The organism is Bacillus zhangzhouensis (genome assembly GCF_000715205.1).
GTDB lineage: Bacteria > Bacillota > Bacilli > Bacillales > Bacillaceae > Bacillus > Bacillus zhangzhouensis.
Map to the genome: position 1 here is coordinate 22350 of NZ_JOTP01000025.1, position 14998 is coordinate 37347.

Annotated in this window: 19 protein-coding genes and 2 pseudogenes; 7 read left to right on the forward strand and 14 right to left on the reverse strand. The window is 39.9% G+C overall.

The genetic code is table 11. The annotated features are described in order from the left end of the window. Positions 1 to 5: 5 nt before the first annotated feature. The 7 genes from nrdE to BA70_RS15745 all read right to left on the reverse strand — a co-directional run bounded on the left by nrdE (position 6) and on the right by BA70_RS15745 (position 5180). Positions 6 to 2108, reverse strand: a complete 2103-nt coding sequence (gene nrdE / locus BA70_RS15715; protein ID WP_034324192.1) for a class 1b ribonucleoside-diphosphate reductase subunit alpha — start codon at positions 2106 to 2108, stop codon at positions 6 to 8. Further along, entirely contained in the window at positions 2068 to 2460 is a 393-nt protein-coding gene (gene nrdI / locus BA70_RS15720; RefSeq protein ID WP_034324194.1) for a class Ib ribonucleoside-diphosphate reductase assembly flavoprotein NrdI, read from the reverse strand. The genes nrdE and nrdI overlap by 41 nt, the downstream gene beginning before the upstream one ends. 265 nt (positions 2461 to 2725) lie before the next feature. Further along, on the reverse strand, positions 2726 to 2938 hold the full coding sequence (locus tag BA70_RS15725; RefSeq protein WP_003212415.1) for a hypothetical protein: 213 nt from the start codon (positions 2936 to 2938) through the stop codon (positions 2726 to 2728). A 79-nt stretch (positions 2939 to 3017) separates the two neighbouring features. Next, positions 3018 to 3344: a YmzC family protein gene (locus BA70_RS15730; RefSeq protein ID WP_034324197.1), complete on the reverse strand. Its 327-nt coding sequence runs from the start codon at positions 3342 to 3344 to the stop codon at positions 3018 to 3020. Between the two features lie 161 nt (positions 3345 to 3505). After that, on the reverse strand, positions 3506 to 3727 hold the full coding sequence (gene hfq, locus BA70_RS15735) for an RNA chaperone Hfq (protein ID WP_003211269.1): 222 nt from the start codon (positions 3725 to 3727) through the stop codon (positions 3506 to 3508). Between the two features lie 25 nt (positions 3728 to 3752). Then, positions 3753 to 4709, reverse strand: a complete 957-nt coding sequence (miaA, locus tag BA70_RS15740; RefSeq protein WP_034324200.1) for a tRNA (adenosine(37)-N6)-dimethylallyltransferase MiaA — start codon at positions 4707 to 4709, stop codon at positions 3753 to 3755. Between the two features lie 69 nt (positions 4710 to 4778). Then, on the reverse strand, positions 4779 to 5180 hold the full coding sequence (locus tag BA70_RS15745) for a YmaF family protein (protein WP_034324203.1): 402 nt from the start codon (positions 5178 to 5180) through the stop codon (positions 4779 to 4781). A 104-nt stretch (positions 5181 to 5284) separates the two neighbouring features. On the opposite strand from BA70_RS15745, the gene BA70_RS15750 reads away from it, so the two are divergent. The 4 genes from BA70_RS15750 to erbB all read left to right on the forward strand — a co-directional run bounded on the left by BA70_RS15750 (position 5285) and on the right by erbB (position 6910). Further along, on the forward strand, positions 5285 to 5551 hold the full coding sequence (locus BA70_RS15750) for a hypothetical protein (protein WP_034324205.1): 267 nt from the start codon (positions 5285 to 5287) through the stop codon (positions 5549 to 5551). Positions 5552 to 5662: 111 nt separating this feature from the next. Continuing rightward, positions 5663 to 6205, forward strand: coding sequence for a TetR/AcrR family transcriptional regulator (locus BA70_RS15755; RefSeq protein WP_034324208.1), 543 nt, complete (start codon positions 5663 to 5665; stop codon positions 6203 to 6205). Between the two features lie 2 nt (positions 6206 to 6207). Continuing rightward, complete coding sequence (gene erbA, locus BA70_RS15760; RefSeq protein WP_034324211.1) at positions 6208 to 6525, forward strand: SMR family multidrug efflux transporter EbrA; 318 nt, start codon at positions 6208 to 6210, stop codon at positions 6523 to 6525. 16 nt (positions 6526 to 6541) lie between these two features. Continuing rightward, positions 6542 to 6910, forward strand: a complete 369-nt coding sequence (gene erbB / locus BA70_RS15765; protein WP_034324214.1) for an SMR family multidrug efflux transporter EbrB — start codon at positions 6542 to 6544, stop codon at positions 6908 to 6910. A 45-nt stretch (positions 6911 to 6955) separates the two neighbouring features. On the opposite strand, the gene BA70_RS15770 is transcribed toward erbB, so the two are convergent. Together BA70_RS15770 and BA70_RS15775 are read right to left on the reverse strand one after the other, a co-directional pair. After that, a complete protein-coding gene (locus BA70_RS15770; RefSeq protein ID WP_034324216.1) occupies positions 6956 to 7405 on the reverse strand; it encodes an OsmC family protein in 450 nt (149 codons plus the stop codon). Positions 7406 to 7480: 75 nt separating this feature from the next. Then, positions 7481 to 8215, reverse strand: a complete 735-nt coding sequence (locus BA70_RS15775) for a poly-gamma-glutamate hydrolase family protein (protein ID WP_034324218.1) — start codon at positions 8213 to 8215, stop codon at positions 7481 to 7483. Positions 8216 to 8799: 584 nt separating this feature from the next. Between BA70_RS15775 and BA70_RS15780 the strand changes: the two genes are divergently transcribed. Next, complete coding sequence (locus tag BA70_RS15780; protein WP_034324221.1) at positions 8800 to 10125, forward strand: S8 family peptidase; 1326 nt, start codon at positions 8800 to 8802, stop codon at positions 10123 to 10125. A gap of 89 nt (positions 10126 to 10214) precedes the next feature. Here the strand turns inward: BA70_RS15780 and BA70_RS15785 are convergent, their stop codons facing one another. The 3 genes from BA70_RS15785 to BA70_RS15795 form a co-directional block, all read right to left on the reverse strand. Beyond that, entirely contained in the window at positions 10215 to 11363 is a 1149-nt protein-coding gene (locus tag BA70_RS15785) for a Rap family tetratricopeptide repeat protein (RefSeq protein ID WP_034324223.1), read from the reverse strand. Between the two features lie 164 nt (positions 11364 to 11527). Further along, positions 11528 to 12277, reverse strand: coding sequence for a poly-gamma-glutamate hydrolase family protein (locus BA70_RS15790; RefSeq protein WP_034324226.1), 750 nt, complete (start codon positions 12275 to 12277; stop codon positions 11528 to 11530). 310 nt (positions 12278 to 12587) lie between these two features. Then, positions 12588 to 13061 carry a CarD family transcriptional regulator gene (locus tag BA70_RS15795; protein WP_034324229.1) on the reverse strand — a complete coding sequence of 158 codons (474 nt, stop codon included), beginning with the start codon at positions 13059 to 13061 and terminating at the stop codon, positions 12588 to 12590. A gap of 597 nt (positions 13062 to 13658) precedes the next feature. Here BA70_RS15795 and BA70_RS15805 point away from each other — a divergent pair. Beyond that, entirely contained in the window at positions 13659 to 14060 is a 402-nt protein-coding gene (locus BA70_RS15805) for a hypothetical protein (protein WP_034324233.1), read from the forward strand. 126 nt (positions 14061 to 14186) lie between these two features. Further along, positions 14187 to 14723 carry a biofilm surface layer hydrophobin BslA gene (bslA, locus tag BA70_RS15810; RefSeq protein WP_034324236.1) on the forward strand — a complete coding sequence of 179 codons (537 nt, stop codon included), beginning with the start codon at positions 14187 to 14189 and terminating at the stop codon, positions 14721 to 14723. A 50-nt stretch (positions 14724 to 14773) separates the two neighbouring features. Here the strand turns inward: bslA and BA70_RS20050 are convergent. Beyond that, positions 14774 to 14845, reverse strand: a pseudogene (locus BA70_RS20050) (glutamine amidotransferase-related protein); the annotation flags it as partial. Then, positions 14827 to 14998 (reverse strand): annotated as a pseudogene (locus BA70_RS20660) (hypothetical protein); the annotation flags it as partial. The pseudogenes BA70_RS20050 and BA70_RS20660, both read right to left, overlap by 19 nt.

Consider the following 14998-nt stretch of genomic DNA (forward strand, 5'->3'; position numbering starts at 1 on the left):
TTTAATCAAACAACACAAGAAAGACAGCCTTCCTGCCCTGTATCCTTCGTTCTTGCATAATAAAGTGTCTTAATGCCTTTATGGTGTGCATAAAGATCAATGCGGTTTAAGTCACGCGTTGTCATCGTATCTTTTAGGAATAATGTAAAGCTGATTCCTTGATCGACGTGCTGCTGAATCGTTGCGATCATATCAACCACTTTAAACATGTCCATATCGTACGCTTCTTTATAGAAGAACCAGTTTTGCGCTGAAAGACCAGGCATTGGGTAATATGTTTTGCTGTTGCCGTATGTTCTTTCTTCGATACGTTCCATAATTGGCATAACAGATGCTGTTGCCGATTGAACATAAGAAATCGAGCCTGTTGGTGCAATACATAGTCTATAGCTATGGTACATTCCATTTTCCGCTACAAATTCTTTAAGTGCTGCCCAGTCTTCTTTTGTTGGAATGTGCATGCCTTCAAATAGCGCTGCCGCTTTTTCTGTTTTTGGTGTGAAATCATTCTCCACGTATTTATTGAAGTATTCACCAGTTGCATAGCCAGAACCCTCATAACGATGGAATGTTTCACCTTTTTCTTTTGCAAGCTCACTTGAGCGTTTAATCGAGTAATAGTTTACCATCATAAAGAACGTATTAGCGAAATCTCTTGCTTCTTCACTTTCATATGCCATTTGGTTTTGAGCTAAATAACCGTGAAGGTTCATCGCACCAAGCCCGATTGATTTCATTGCTTTGTTTGCTTTTCTAACAGCCGGTGCATTGCGAATATCCGTTGTTTCAGACACAAGCGTTAACGAGTCTGTTGCAAGCTTGACTGTTTTTTCAATTGATCTGTTTTTCATGACATTCATGATATTTAATGAACCAAGGTTACAAGAAATATCTAGCCCGATCTCATCTTCTTGATCATAGTCCATGTAAGAAGACACCTCTGAAGCTTGAAGTACTTCTGAGCAAAGGTTTGAGAATTTCACACGTGAAATATGGTTCAGCGCATGCTCTCTATTCACATTATCTTGGAACATGATATATGGATAGCCTGATTCTGAGCGCAAAACAGCCAATTTTTCAAGAAGCTTTCTCGGATTGACTTTTTCTTTTTTGACTTTCGGGTTTTCCACAAGCTCGTCATACATTTCTTCCATGTCCATCTCATCAAGATGCTGTCCATATTCTTTATAGACTGTGTGCGGATAGAAAGTGTAAGCTGTTTTGTCTTCTCTTGCTAGCTCGATAAATTTATCTGGGATGACAACACCAATGGAAAGTGTTTTCACACGTACATCTTCATCGGCAGAGATTTTTTTCGTGTCTAAGAAATCATTGATATCTCTGTGGAAAATATTAAGGTAGGCACTGCCTGACCCTTGTCTTTGTCCCATTTGATCTGCATACCTGAAAGCATTATCAAGAAGCTTCATCACACCTACGACACCTTTTGTCGCGTTTTCTACATCTTTGATTGCTTCGCCTTTTGCACGAAGTTTTGACAGGTTCAAACTGACGCCGCCGCCTAGTTTCGAAAGCTGCATGGAAATATCAATCGCTCTTGAAATATCGTTTAAAGAGTCATTCACTTCAAGCAAGAAGCAGCTCACAAGCTCACCACGTCTTTTACGTCCAGCGTTTAAGAATGTTGGTGTACTTGGCTGATACTCTTGGTTGATCATCAGTTCAACAAATTCAAGTGCTTTTTCTTTGTCTCCGCCCGCGAAGAAAAGAGCCACAACTGAAATGCGGTCTTCATAGCGTTCAAGGATTTTCTTTTTATCATTTGTTTTCAGTGCATAATCATTGTAAAACTTAAACGCACTCATAAATGATGGGAATCTAAATTTTTTGGCATATGCAGCTTCGAATACTTCTTTAATATCTGCCATGCTGTATTGTCTTAAAAATTCTTCTTCATAGTAGTCGTTTTCTATTAAGTAATCAATCTTCTCTTCTAAGTTGTGAAAGAAGACCGTGTTTTGATTAATATAATCTACGAAGTAACTATGTACAGCTTCTTTGTCCTTATCGAACTGAAACTTTCCTTCTTTTTGAATCATAATCTCGTTATTTAACTGTATCCACTTTGGAACCTGATTTTGTGACAATTCTTTCTACCTCCTGTGTAAACAATTCAACATCCCTTTTTGTTCCGCTTAGTTCAAAGGTGTGCAAAATAGGAACTTGATATTGTTTAGAAATCGTATCGGCGCTTTTTGCAAAATTATCTCCCCACACTTTGTTGCCACTCACCGCTACACCTAATAAAAGGTGAGCATTTTTCTCTAAAAAGGACTGAGTGGTACTAGGGACTTGTCCAAATCCTGTCGTAAAGGTGACGAGAATAAACGGCGTATCCAAAAACTCTTCTCCAGTCAATCTTCGTTTGTCTGTAAAAGGGGTCTTGTCCAAAAAGCGTTGAACATTTCCTGTTTTTGAATCAAATACGATTTGAATCAATTCCATCACGACCTAGTTTTTAGTATTGTTGATCATTTCGTTATTCACTATATATAGTATACTATGTTTTTTTAAAACACAACATATAGATGTTCGAAACGAAAAAAATCAACCAACCCGGCCGAACATTCATAGCCGAACTCGTACGTTCAAATAAATAGAGCAGAACAGGATCTAAAAATAGACTGCTCTACTCCCTATTCAACTGAAACCGAAATCTATCATAACACGAAAAAAAATCGCTTAGTAGACTAGACTTTTTGTTTTATTTTTTGTAGGCATCGCACTGTAAATCTTCTGACACTTCTGTTATTTCCACTTCAACACCTAATTCTTTTAGCACCGCTTCAAGCGCAGAAACGATTGAAGCTTCTCTGACTAATTCTTTGCCATTTACAGAAACACTTGTTCCATATTCGAAACAGGAGTCGTCTTCACAAGTTTGTTCCCAGTGATTAATTTTAATTTTGTGTGTCATGAACTCATCCTTTTCTGTCTAGATGTCTGATGCATGATTATAGTGTAGCGACTTCACATACATTTGTAAATTGACGTGCTTACTCTTCATCAAGCCCATCATCATATTCTTCATCCCATTCATCTATGTATTCCGTTTTAACGAGGGTCAGCTCCCCTTTTTTTTCATCAAACCGGTACACATGTACTTCATCATCTTTCACAACTGCAAAGTGATTATTTTTTAGTGCAACAGCTGATTGTAAAAGGCCTTCTATATTTCCATTATCATTTTGATAAGAATGGTTATGCCAGCTTTCCTGTCTCGTTTCAATGTTTGAAATGGCGCACGATCCAAATAAGACAACAATCCCAATCAATAAAAGGATCACTCTAATCCTTCTTAATTCAAGCTCTGTATTTTCCATATCATTCCCCTCACCTTTCTTCATATCCAATAAGGGATTATACGCAAAATAGACAGAAAAGTTTCACGGCATGCAAAATAGCCCCTCTGCACTGACAAAAAACGTAGCGGGTTCCGGCCGGTTTATTCGCAGATGCATGGGGCTATTAGGTCGAACATATCCTATTCTAATTCTAAATTTACATTCTTTTGAGGTGCAAATGTAGAAATGGCGTGTTTATAAATAAGCTGCTGCTTCCCTTCTGTCTCAAGCAGCACTGTGAAATTGTCAAATCCCTTCACTTGACCGCGAAGCTGAAAGCCATTCAGTAAAAATACGGTGACAAATGTATTGTCTTTGCGGATCTGATTCAAAAATTGGTCCTGAATATTAATCGGTTTCATGTTTCGTCCTCCTTGATTCTGATAACTACAGTTTCGCTTTAAGTCCAAGCTTTCCTGCTATATATGCGAAAATTTCCTCTTTTTTGTCTGAAAAGTGGCAAGGCGGTGTCATGTCGAACCAAGTGACATCCATTTTATTACGGAACCACGTAAACTGACGCTTCGCATATCGTCGGGAATTTTGCTTTAATTGCCGGATGGCTTCATCAAGAGAGCAGTCACCTTGAAAATAGGCATACAATTCTTTATAACCAATCGCTTGAACAGATTGACAATCCTTCAAACCAGATTGATATAGCGCTCTCACTTCTTCCATTAAGCCTTCATCTAACATCATATCAATTCTTTGATGAATGCGCTCGTACAAAAGCGCTCGCTCCATTTTCAGCCCAATGAAGGCTGTGTCATAAAGAGGAACCTCCTGGTGCCCGTTTTGCATCTCAGACATTTTCTGACCGGTTGTATGTATCACCTCTAGCGCCCGGATCACACGGCGGACGTTATTCGGATGGATCGCTTTTGCAGCGTCAGGATCTACTGCCTTTAGCTTTTCGTGCAGCTGAAGCGGCCCATGCTGCTGTTCAAACAGCGTCATTTCCTCTCTAAAGGCGGGGTCACTTTTCTCTTCGGTAAATGTGTAATCATATAAAACAGATTGAATATACAGACCTGTTCCACCGACAATCATTGGCGTTTTTCCTCTACCCGCAATCTCTTTGATTTTCAAACGGACAAGCTGCTGAAATTCAGCTGTAGAAAATGATTCGTCCGGCTGTTTCATATCGATTAGATGGTGCGGGACGCCATCCATTTCTTCAGGGGTGATTTTAGCTGTTCCAATATCCATTCCTTTATAAATCTGCATAGAATCCCCGCTGATGATCTCTCCATTAAATGCTTTGGCTATATCAATGCTCAGCTTTGTTTTGCCGACTGCCGTCGGTCCTACTAACACAATCACTGGTTGTTTCACTTTTTTCATAACATCACTCTCTTTTACAAACTGCCTACAGTATAGCATAACTTCTCTTTCTCTCCTATATAATGCCCATCACCAGCCGAGTGGTTCATTTCCGACCACTTCATATGTTTTTCCTTTTAAACGATGGGTATGCGTTGGCCTCTCTTGATCTGGACTATAGACGACACCTCCGTATCGGATGGGGACAGGATCTGTATAAGCAGAATATGTGACTTCCTGAATTTCGTGATAATGTGTGCCATCAGCTCTTGGGATAGCAGGCCCTGTGATGCCATAGTATCTGTGAAAATGGCCCCTTTCAAAAGAGGTGACCCCGCGATAGTAATGCGTATGCTTGTCAGTACTGCTTCCATTTACAGGCTGAGAGATCCCTTCTATTAAATGATAATGCTCTTCTATTACATCCGTACGTGCTTTATATGCATGAGCATGCGGCGGACAATTTGCCCAATCAGATGGATACAGGCCCATTTTTGACATTCCTCCTTATATTAGGCGGTCACCCAAACACATGTAGGCCATTTGAATACACTGATGTCAGTTACAGTGATTTTATGAGAGAGGAGCCTTTTTTTATGAATTATTTTGAATCACCGCCGTTTATTCAAGAAGACATGAGAAGACCTTTTGGATTTGGACGCCCTGGGTTTGGTTTTGGAGGCCCTGGCTTTGGGTTTGGAAGACCTGGCTTTGGGTTTGGGAGACCTGGCTTTTTTGGACCTCCATTTTTAGGTGGTTTTGCCGGAGGACTACTTGCAGGGTCCCTGCTTGCTCCAGGTTATGGATATGGCTATCCTTATCCACCACCATACCCGCCATATGGACCATACCCTTATTATTAAATATGAATTTTTAGTGAAAACAACCTTTCATAAAATGAATCGATTGACACATTAGTTTTTCATGAGTTAACATTTACTTTACCGACCGTTCAGTAAAGTAGGTGTTTTTTTATGTCTAAAACCAAAAAAGAGCAAATTTTCGAGGCAGCTGCTCGTACGATTTTAAAAGAAGGATTAAGTCAGCTTACCCTTCAGCATGTAGCAGAGCATGCAAATATGACCAAGGCCGGCCTGCTTTATCATTTTTCAAGCAAGGAAGAGCTCATCCAAAAAATGAATGAGCACGCGATTGTCTGCTTTCGTCAGCAGCTTGAGTCGTATCAGGAAACATACAAAAACGAAAAGGCTCCTTATGTACGTGCATATATTTTGGCGACATTAAATGATCTTGATATGCAAAACACGACCCAGTTATGTACAAGCATGCTGGCCACCATGTCATTTGATGAAGCGTTATTGAACCCTTGGCGTGATTTTTATGCGGAGTTTAAAGAGAAAGCAGCAGAGGAAATAAATGATCCTGCGCTGAGCCAACTGATCCGCCTTACATGTGATGGGATATGGTTTTCAGAAATGTTTCAGCTTGAACCACTGAACCGAAAGGACAAAACCCTTTTACTTCATCGGATTTTACACATATTAGAGGAGGGATGATGATGATCCTCGGATATCTTTTTTTGGCTGTTGCCATTTTTTCAGAAGCGATTGGGGCGGCGATGTTAAAACTATCAAATGGTTTTACGCGCTTCAAACCTAGCGCTGTCGTTGTCGCTGGCTATTCACTTGCTTTTTACATGCTGTCATTAACACTTAATATCATTCCACTTAGCATGTCGTACGCAACATGGTCTGGGGTTGGTACCGTCCTCACGGCTTTTTTTGGCGTGCTCTTTTTCAAAGAAACCTTGAACCGAAAAGCAATTATTGGAATGGCGATGCTTGTCTCAGGGGTCGTACTTATCAATATGTCATAGAGGATGTGAGGGGATCATGAAAGGAATGCTCTATTTAACAGGGGCCATTTTGACGGAGGTTTTTGGCAGTACCATGCTGAAGCTTTCGCAAGGTTTTACCCAAGTGCTGCCGAGTATTGGGGTGCTGATCGGATTTGGATGTGCCTTTACTTTTCTTAGTTTGGCGCTTAAAACAATTGAGCTCTCATCCGCCTATGCCACATGGTCTGGCGTCGGAACAGCACTCACCGCTCTTGTAGGACTCATGTTGTTTAACGAAACCATTCATATGAAAGGCTTCATCGGTCTTGCACTTGTGATATGCGGTGTGATTGTCTTAAACCAGTCCAAGAAACAAAAGGAAGAAAACAAAGGACAAATGGATCAAACCGAATGGACGTCATAAAAAAAGTCATTTTCTCCATGTAAAAGAGAAAATGACTTTTTTGCCTTAACGGCCGACTTGAATGGTTTCCTCTAAGGAAATGTCCACATTTCCCTGAACAGCTCTTGAGATCATACATGAGCTTTCGGCTTTATGTGCAAGCTTACGGGCTAGTTCAATATCATGCGCAGAAGCGGACTCTTTGAGGATAATGACAGGTCGATGAATGATTTTCTCATACGTAAACACACCATTTGTCACATCTACGACGGCCTCAGAGCTCATCGATAGATCCTCTTTCTCTAATTGACTCCGCTCCATCATGGCAGCAAGTGTAATGATATAACACGTGGCCGCTGCACCTAAGAGCATCTCATCTGGATTTGTTCCAATGCCCGGACCATCCATTTCTTTTGGAATCGAAATCTTCGTTTTTAATTGCTCACATGCAATTGTGCCAACATCGTTACGTAGACCAGGCCAGTTTGCCTGAAGATGAAAATGATGACGCGCCATATCCGTCTCTCCTTTTGTTATCACTTTTTATAGTGTAACAAGATTCACCCTGCTTGTCTTAAGATGTGCACAATCTTATGTATATTCTTCATCCAGCACCGTCCGAATCGCCCTGACATAACGATAGAATGCTTCATTTTTCGTACTCGACCGCCTTCGAAAATCGAAACTTTCAAATAAAGCTTCACGTTGACTTCTACTAATCTCAAGCTGCACACTTTGCCCTGTTTTTGTAAGATTATTAATATTATGATTGCTTGTTCCGCTTAGGGTTGCGTGTGCAACAGCAAGTTCAGCAGAAAATCCATTCCGCTCTAATGAGTTCACGATTTTCTCTGCACGGTTGTAATCGGTTCCACCTACAAGAGTATGGTCAATTCCTTCCTCACCTCTATATCCGTGCACCGCTAATACATAATCATGTGCTTTTGCCTGTGCGACTCCGATTGGTTCATCAAAGTTTGTGCTAGTAATATGAAGTTCTGACGCATTCTCTCTTAAACCTTCAAATAAATACGTAGAAAAATCGTTATCAAAAAAATGGACGATCTCGCTAACGCCGCCTTCAATTCTCCCGCCATGGGGTGACATCACAAGAAGACGGCTGCCGGGCACTGGGTTGGATATAATTTGATAACTGCTTGTTGATTCGTTCTCTTCCAGTTCTTTAAAATTGCGATAAATATCATTTGAACCGCTTTCGTCTTCCCCACCTGATGACACTGGCTCATCATGTTCCTGTGCTTGCATGGTATAATAAACGCCCCATCCGATCGCAAGCAGGAGAAGCAAAGCAAAAAACTTCTTCATTCCCGTTCTCCTTTAACAGATTTCTAAGCCGTTTCTATGATTAATATTGAATCATCATTTCTTTTCATTTTTTCCACATTTTCTCTTCAAATTTGATCATAACACTCTAGATCATGAGATTCCTCAAAAATAAGATAATTGCATTTATATACACAGAAACGTCTCTCCTGTTTGAAAACAGAGTTAGAATAGTATGACAAACAAATGAAGTTATGTTTAAAATGACCTAGTCCTACCCAGTCTGTTTTCTTTAATTCAGCTTTTTTTTATGCGAATTTGATTTTTTTCATCTGTGACGTATCACATTTGTATGAGCATTGACCCTGTCTAGTCCCCCCTTTTTTTCTGCAAAATCCATTGTTTCACTGGTTCTTTAAGAAGAACTCTCCCACCTATCATCGGCAGATTCTACATGATTTCCACCTTTTTCTATTATTTTACAAAATGTAAGCGTTTTTCTTTTTAGAAGAAATGAGCAAGCCGCCAATATGAAGAAAAGGAGGGACAAGAATCCGAACAAAGCAGCTTTCAGTCTCATAACGTAAGAGTGTACGAGAATTGATAGCTAGAATGGAGGGCATCACATGTTTGGATTTTCCATGGTGCAAATGGTCAGAACGCATGCTAGTAAACTGGATCAACCTTTAAGAGAAACCGTCCTTCACCTCTATAAACCTTTTAAGTGGACGCCTTGCTTTCTTCATCGTTTTTTTGAAGGAAGATTAAAGAAGAAAAAGAAGCTACGTGTGATCATTGAATTTAAGAAGGATGCGGTCGAAGCAGGTATTCAAAGCACAAAGCAACTAATGAAAAAAAGTAGAAAAACAAAGATAAAACAGCACTTTTCGCACATCGATTGCTGCGCAGCTGATCTGACACCTGCTGCTTTAGAGGAACTGTTAGCGAATGGGGAGCATATTCGAAAGATTTATTTAGACCGACAAGTTCATGCGCTGCTCGATGTCGCAACACAAGCAAGTCATGCTGATCAAGTCATCCGAAATGGCACGACATTAACCGGGGAAGGCATTACGGTGGCTGTCATTGACACGGGGATTTATCCGCATGAAGATTTAGATGGACGGATTCGCGGATTTGTGGATTTAGTCAAACAAAAAACGAAGCCTTATGACGATAATGGGCACGGTACTCACTGCGCTGGAGATGTGGCTGGAGACGGAGCCGCCTCAGACGGCTTATACAAGGGGCCTGCCCCAAAAGCAAATCTCATTGGCGTGAAAGTGCTAAATAAACAAGGCGCTGGATCCCTTTCTACTATTATAGAAGGTGTTGAGTGGTGCATACAGTTCAACGAAGACCATCCCGATGATCCAATTCATATTATGAGTATGTCACTAGGCGGAGAGGCTCAGCGTTATGATGATGAACAAGATGATCCGATGGTGCGCGCTGTCAATGCGGCTTGGGATCAAGGCATTGTTGTGTGCGTTGCTGCCGGTAACTCTGGTCCTAACAGTCAAACGATCGCGAGCCCGGCTGTTAGTCAAAAAGTCATTACGGTCGGCGCCTATGATGACCGAAATACACGAGAATCAAGTGACGATGTCGTGGCACCATTTTCGAGCAGAGGTCCAACTGTCTATGGTGAAGCAAAGCCAGATATCCTCGCACCAGGAGTCAACATCGTCTCCCTCAGATCACCAAGATCCTTTTTGGATAAACTAGATAAATCAAGCAGAGTCGATGATGATTATACGACGCTATCTGGCACATCAATGGCAACACCGATTTGCGCCGGTATTTGCGCTCTAGTTTTAGAGCATTCCCCGGATTTAACACCTGATGATGTCAAAGCCCTATTAATAGAAAATACAAGCAAGTGGTCTGGAGATGATCCAATGATTTATGGAGCAGGTGCAATTGACGCAGAGAAAGCGATTAAAGAATAAATAAAAAAGCCCTTTACGTTTTTTCGTAAAGGGTGTTGTTTATCTGTTTTTATGTGTGAAGTCTTTCATCTACTTGAGCAGCTGACATGTTATGCTTCGTTCTCATACATCTCATCTCCTTTTTGAATGTGCGTACGCGCTTCGATCACAATTTCAAAAAAAGTGGAAGATTCCTTGTACATGTCGCGTTCCTTATAATAATTAGCCGCATCAAGTGCTAATTCCTCTAAATCAGCAAACAATTTTTTGCTTCTTAGACTAAACAGTGTCGATCTCAATTGATCACCGCTGTCTTTCTCTATATAGAGTGCCTGCAAAAATTGGAATTTCAACTGATAAATCTCATCTCCCAATAAACAAGCCTGATTCATTCCTTTGATTATGGCCTCACTCGCTCGCTCCATATCTCCGAGTTTAAAACAAGTAAGAGCAAGTGAAAACAATGATTTTATCATCGTGGCTGCTTGATCTTTTTGATAAAGTGAAATGGCTTGCTCAAAAAAGACAGTCGCTGTATGGTACGTGCCCATACTATAATGACAAGTTCCTAAATTATTAAGAGCCATCGCTTTAAAATAAGATGTGCATTCTTGGCTTTCCATCGCTTCACAGACTTTTAACGCTTTTTCTAAATAAGGCAGCGCTTTTTGGTGCTGACTTACATCAATCCAATTACCTGCCATCACAAAATCACATTGAATGCTTCTTTTTCCATAAAGCTGATGTTTCTTATAGATGTCTCTCGCTATTTTGGCATAGTGCATAGAGAAATAGGTTTGTTTCATATGATAGTATACTTCAGCAATTTTATAGTAAAATTCCGCTTTTTCGATCTCATCTGTCACCAAGATCAGTTGATGTTCCGCATGCTTGTAATATGAAATGGCCTCGATATATCGGCGCTGGATAAACGCATACATCCCATGGAAAAAATGAAAGTAATAGCCCAGTAAGCCCGTCATCTCATCTTCTGCATCTTCAATTTCTTTAGGAAAGGACACAGCTTGAAGCGTTTCACTCCCTGCATGGACTGGCGCTAAGTGCTGAAGCATCATTTGATGGCGAAAATCCATTAGAGAATAATAAAGTAATAAATCTTGATCCTCTTCCATCTCATGAATTTCTTCTTCAACAAGGCGCTTCATGTCGTTTGCCTGTTCGACTTCAAATTTGCAAATATGCGTGTACCATTGATTGATCTTTACACCTACTTCGGAAGATGGTATTTTGTGTGCCATCCACTTCAGCCCCATTCTATCATATCAAACTGATAACTATTATTTTACATAATTTATGTTTTTAAGGCAAATTGTCATTTATTACATATTTTATCTTCAATTCGCATATTTCTATCTTTTTTACCAAGTTTAAATAGAGTACTTTTGCCCATCAAAATCTTTTTCTACGAAGATGGATCGAATTCTCTTAGCACTTCTTTTAAGGCACTGATATAGCGTCTGAATGCTTTCTTCTTTCCTTTTCTCGTATCAAAATTGTCAAAAAAGGCTTCTCTCTGCGCCGTACTGATTTCTAGCTGAACACTTTCACCACTTGCATTTTGATTATTAATGTTTTTGGGATCTGTTCCAGAAAGCCGCTCCCCTTCTTGCACCATTTCTGCGGAAAAGCCACGATCTTTTAATTCTCGCACAACAGCTCTTTGCATTTTTTGGTTTGTCCCGCCAACTAGCGTATGCCTTTTATCACTTTTATAGCCGTGGATGGAAATAGAAAAGGGATACGTTTTAATCATTTGAACCAAAATGGGTTCATCAAACTTTGTACTCGTGATATGCAAGTCTCGATTGTTGTCTTGTTTCGTACCTTCAAACAAATACGTAGAGTACCTCTCTTGAAATGCTTCTACAATTTCACTTGTTCCTGGTTCGATTTCACCTCCATGAGGAGAAAATACGAGTAAATCACTACCACCCTTTTCGTGAAATTCTATGTCATAGCCGTCTCTTTCATGTTGTATGAGCTGTTTAAAACTTTCATATTGATCACCTTTTTTTCGCTCTTTCTTATACTTTTCTACTTCTTCATGATGTTGTTTTTGCTCTTTTTTTTCTTGAATGGAATGGCTGCATTTCACCATTAGAAGAGCACACAGGATCAGAAAGATGAATCCACATATAAGTAGCCTTTTCATTTCACCGCTCCTTTTTATTCTCTTAGATGCCATCTTATCGCATTATTTTACTATCAATGGCCAAGAGAATTCAAAGAATGTCCGGTTCTTTTTAATGAATCAGGAGAACTTACCTGTTTTTTTATGTTGTCTAGGTATTTCAGACTTCTTTGAAACGCTCCTTTTGCAAGTAACAACTAAATCCAATGACCTTATTTTAGTTTTAGTCAAAACCTCCTGCAAAAATGGAAATATTGCTCTTTTTTCAAACAAAAAAGCTGTAAACAAAAGGCGTATACCTTCTGTTTACAGCCAATTACTGTATCCATCATTACACTCTTAATTCATTCTCTAAGACTGTTAGCACTTCATCTTGCGATAACCCTTGTGCAAGTGAAATTTCACTCACTAACATGCCTCGTGCATCTTCAAGCATCTTCTTTTCACTTGAATTTAATGCTTTCTTCTGATTTCGTCTCATCAGATCTTTCACAACGTCTGCACCATCTTCGATCGTACCTGTTTTTAGTTTTTTCAGATTTTCATCATATCGTTGCTTCCAAGTAAGCGTGTCGTCGTTTGTTTCTTCTGCAAAATTGTTCATCACAACTTTCAGCGTTGCTTGATCAGCGACCGGACGTATACCTAGTTGATTGATTCTGCCTCTTGGGATCATCATCTGCATATTCGGCATTTGAATCAGAAAATATTCCTCCGTCTTACCTAAAATCTCTTTTTCTTCCATTCCTTCAATCACACCGGCTCCATGCATAGGATAAACAATTTTATCACCTATTTGAAACAAATCCGCCACCTCCGAAAGTATTCACAAATATGATTATAACACATTTCATCAGAAGATAAAAATTTATATTTTATCACGTTATTTTAGCACTAGTCAATTCTTTTCATTTGAGATTTTAAAGAAAAAGCCTTTTTTACAAAAGAAGCACCACCATCCAGTCCTCGTATACCTTTCGTGCATATACTAGCATTGAGTCACATTTAGGAGGGATGACAATGTACAAATGCAAATGCAAGTGCAAACATTCCCACTCAAACTGTTATGAGAAGCATGACGATCATCGCCATGTTGATCCATGTAAAGAAAAGAAGTATTATCATAAAAAAGATGATTGGTTTGAGAGCGATTTTTGGGATACTTCTAGAAGCTACGATCCCTACTATTATCCTAAAAGTGTCTGCAGCAGCTGTAAGAAGCGTCGCAGAAGAAAACATAGCTTCTCATTTTAGTGTTTGACGCTTCACCTGCTTTTTGTTTTCCCGGCTGAAAAGCCGGTTTTTTTCTTGTGTGATTCACTTTTTCTTTCATATGGATAGGCTCATGAAACGGGTAATCCTCATAGGATATGGCAACCTGACAAAAAGGATGAGATACAAAATGAACAATATGAATAACCAGACCAATCATTACCACCAAGGAAATCCCTATCACACGTTTGAAAATGTGTATACAGCCAATCATGAACATGTGATCGCACCAAACATGCATGAGCATATGAATATGCCAAACCATTATCATACTGGTAAAAAAGATGCTTATAGCGGACACTATCCACACCACCATTCACCATATTCTCCGTTTACGAATCAGCATGATCCATTTTCACATGTTCCAATGAAAGATCACCATCATTTAGGTCACTATGGTGGATATGGGATGCCTCCATATCAGCAGCCTTACGGGTATCAAGATATGAATATGATGATGCCACACCATCATATGGCAGGCCACGCTTACGGAATGAATCAACCTAATGCGTTCCTTCCCCGCTATTACTAAACAAATAAACAAAATAAGGGTATAATATACCATTTAATGGAACATAGGAATATGGTAACCTTATAGGTAAATAATGGATGTTATCATCTATTATTTACCTATAATCAACCAAGGGGGAAGGAAGAAATGAAAAAAACATGGACAATCTTAATGATGGGGATGCTTACACTGGTCATGGCACTATCGGTACCACTTGCCGCATCTGCTGAAGGAGCCCAGACGGAAGAAGGCAAAGCTTCGACCAATGCAAGACCAGCTGCACTTTATGCGAAAATTACAGGAGCAAGTAAGCAGGAATGGTCTTTTTCTGACATTGAGTTGACATACCGTCCAAATTCAGTCCTAAGTATCGGTGCCATTGAGTTTACATTGCCTGCAGGCTTTCAAGCCACAACAAAAGACATCTTTAACGGAAAAGCATTAAAAGATAGTTACATTTTGAATAGCGGAAAAACAGTCCGCATTCCGGCTAGAATGGATTTATTTGGAAGTTCGCAATATACATTACAGCTTTCACATAAAGTACTTCCTGCGGCAGGTACATATACGTTCCGCGCAGAAAATCGTGCGCTCAGCATTGGTTCCACATTTTATGCAGAAGATACGATTGATATTAATAAACGACCAGTTGTCGTCACACCACCCAATCCTTGCGGATGCTAAATAAAAAAGCGCTCTAAGAGCGCTTTTCAGACCGTAGACAAACCCCACCTTTGCTCTACGCGAATCACATCTCCACCAAAGACTTGTGCGATGGATTGATGACCTAAACACACACCGAAGATCTATTCAGCATGGCATCCATCATTTTTGCCATTCTTGCTATTTCTTTTACATCATGCACACGGACCATCGCACTACCCTTTTGAATCCCTAAGCAAACCGTGGCACCCGTTCCTTCTGTACTATGGTTCTTTCCGTTTTGCATAGATGTCCTT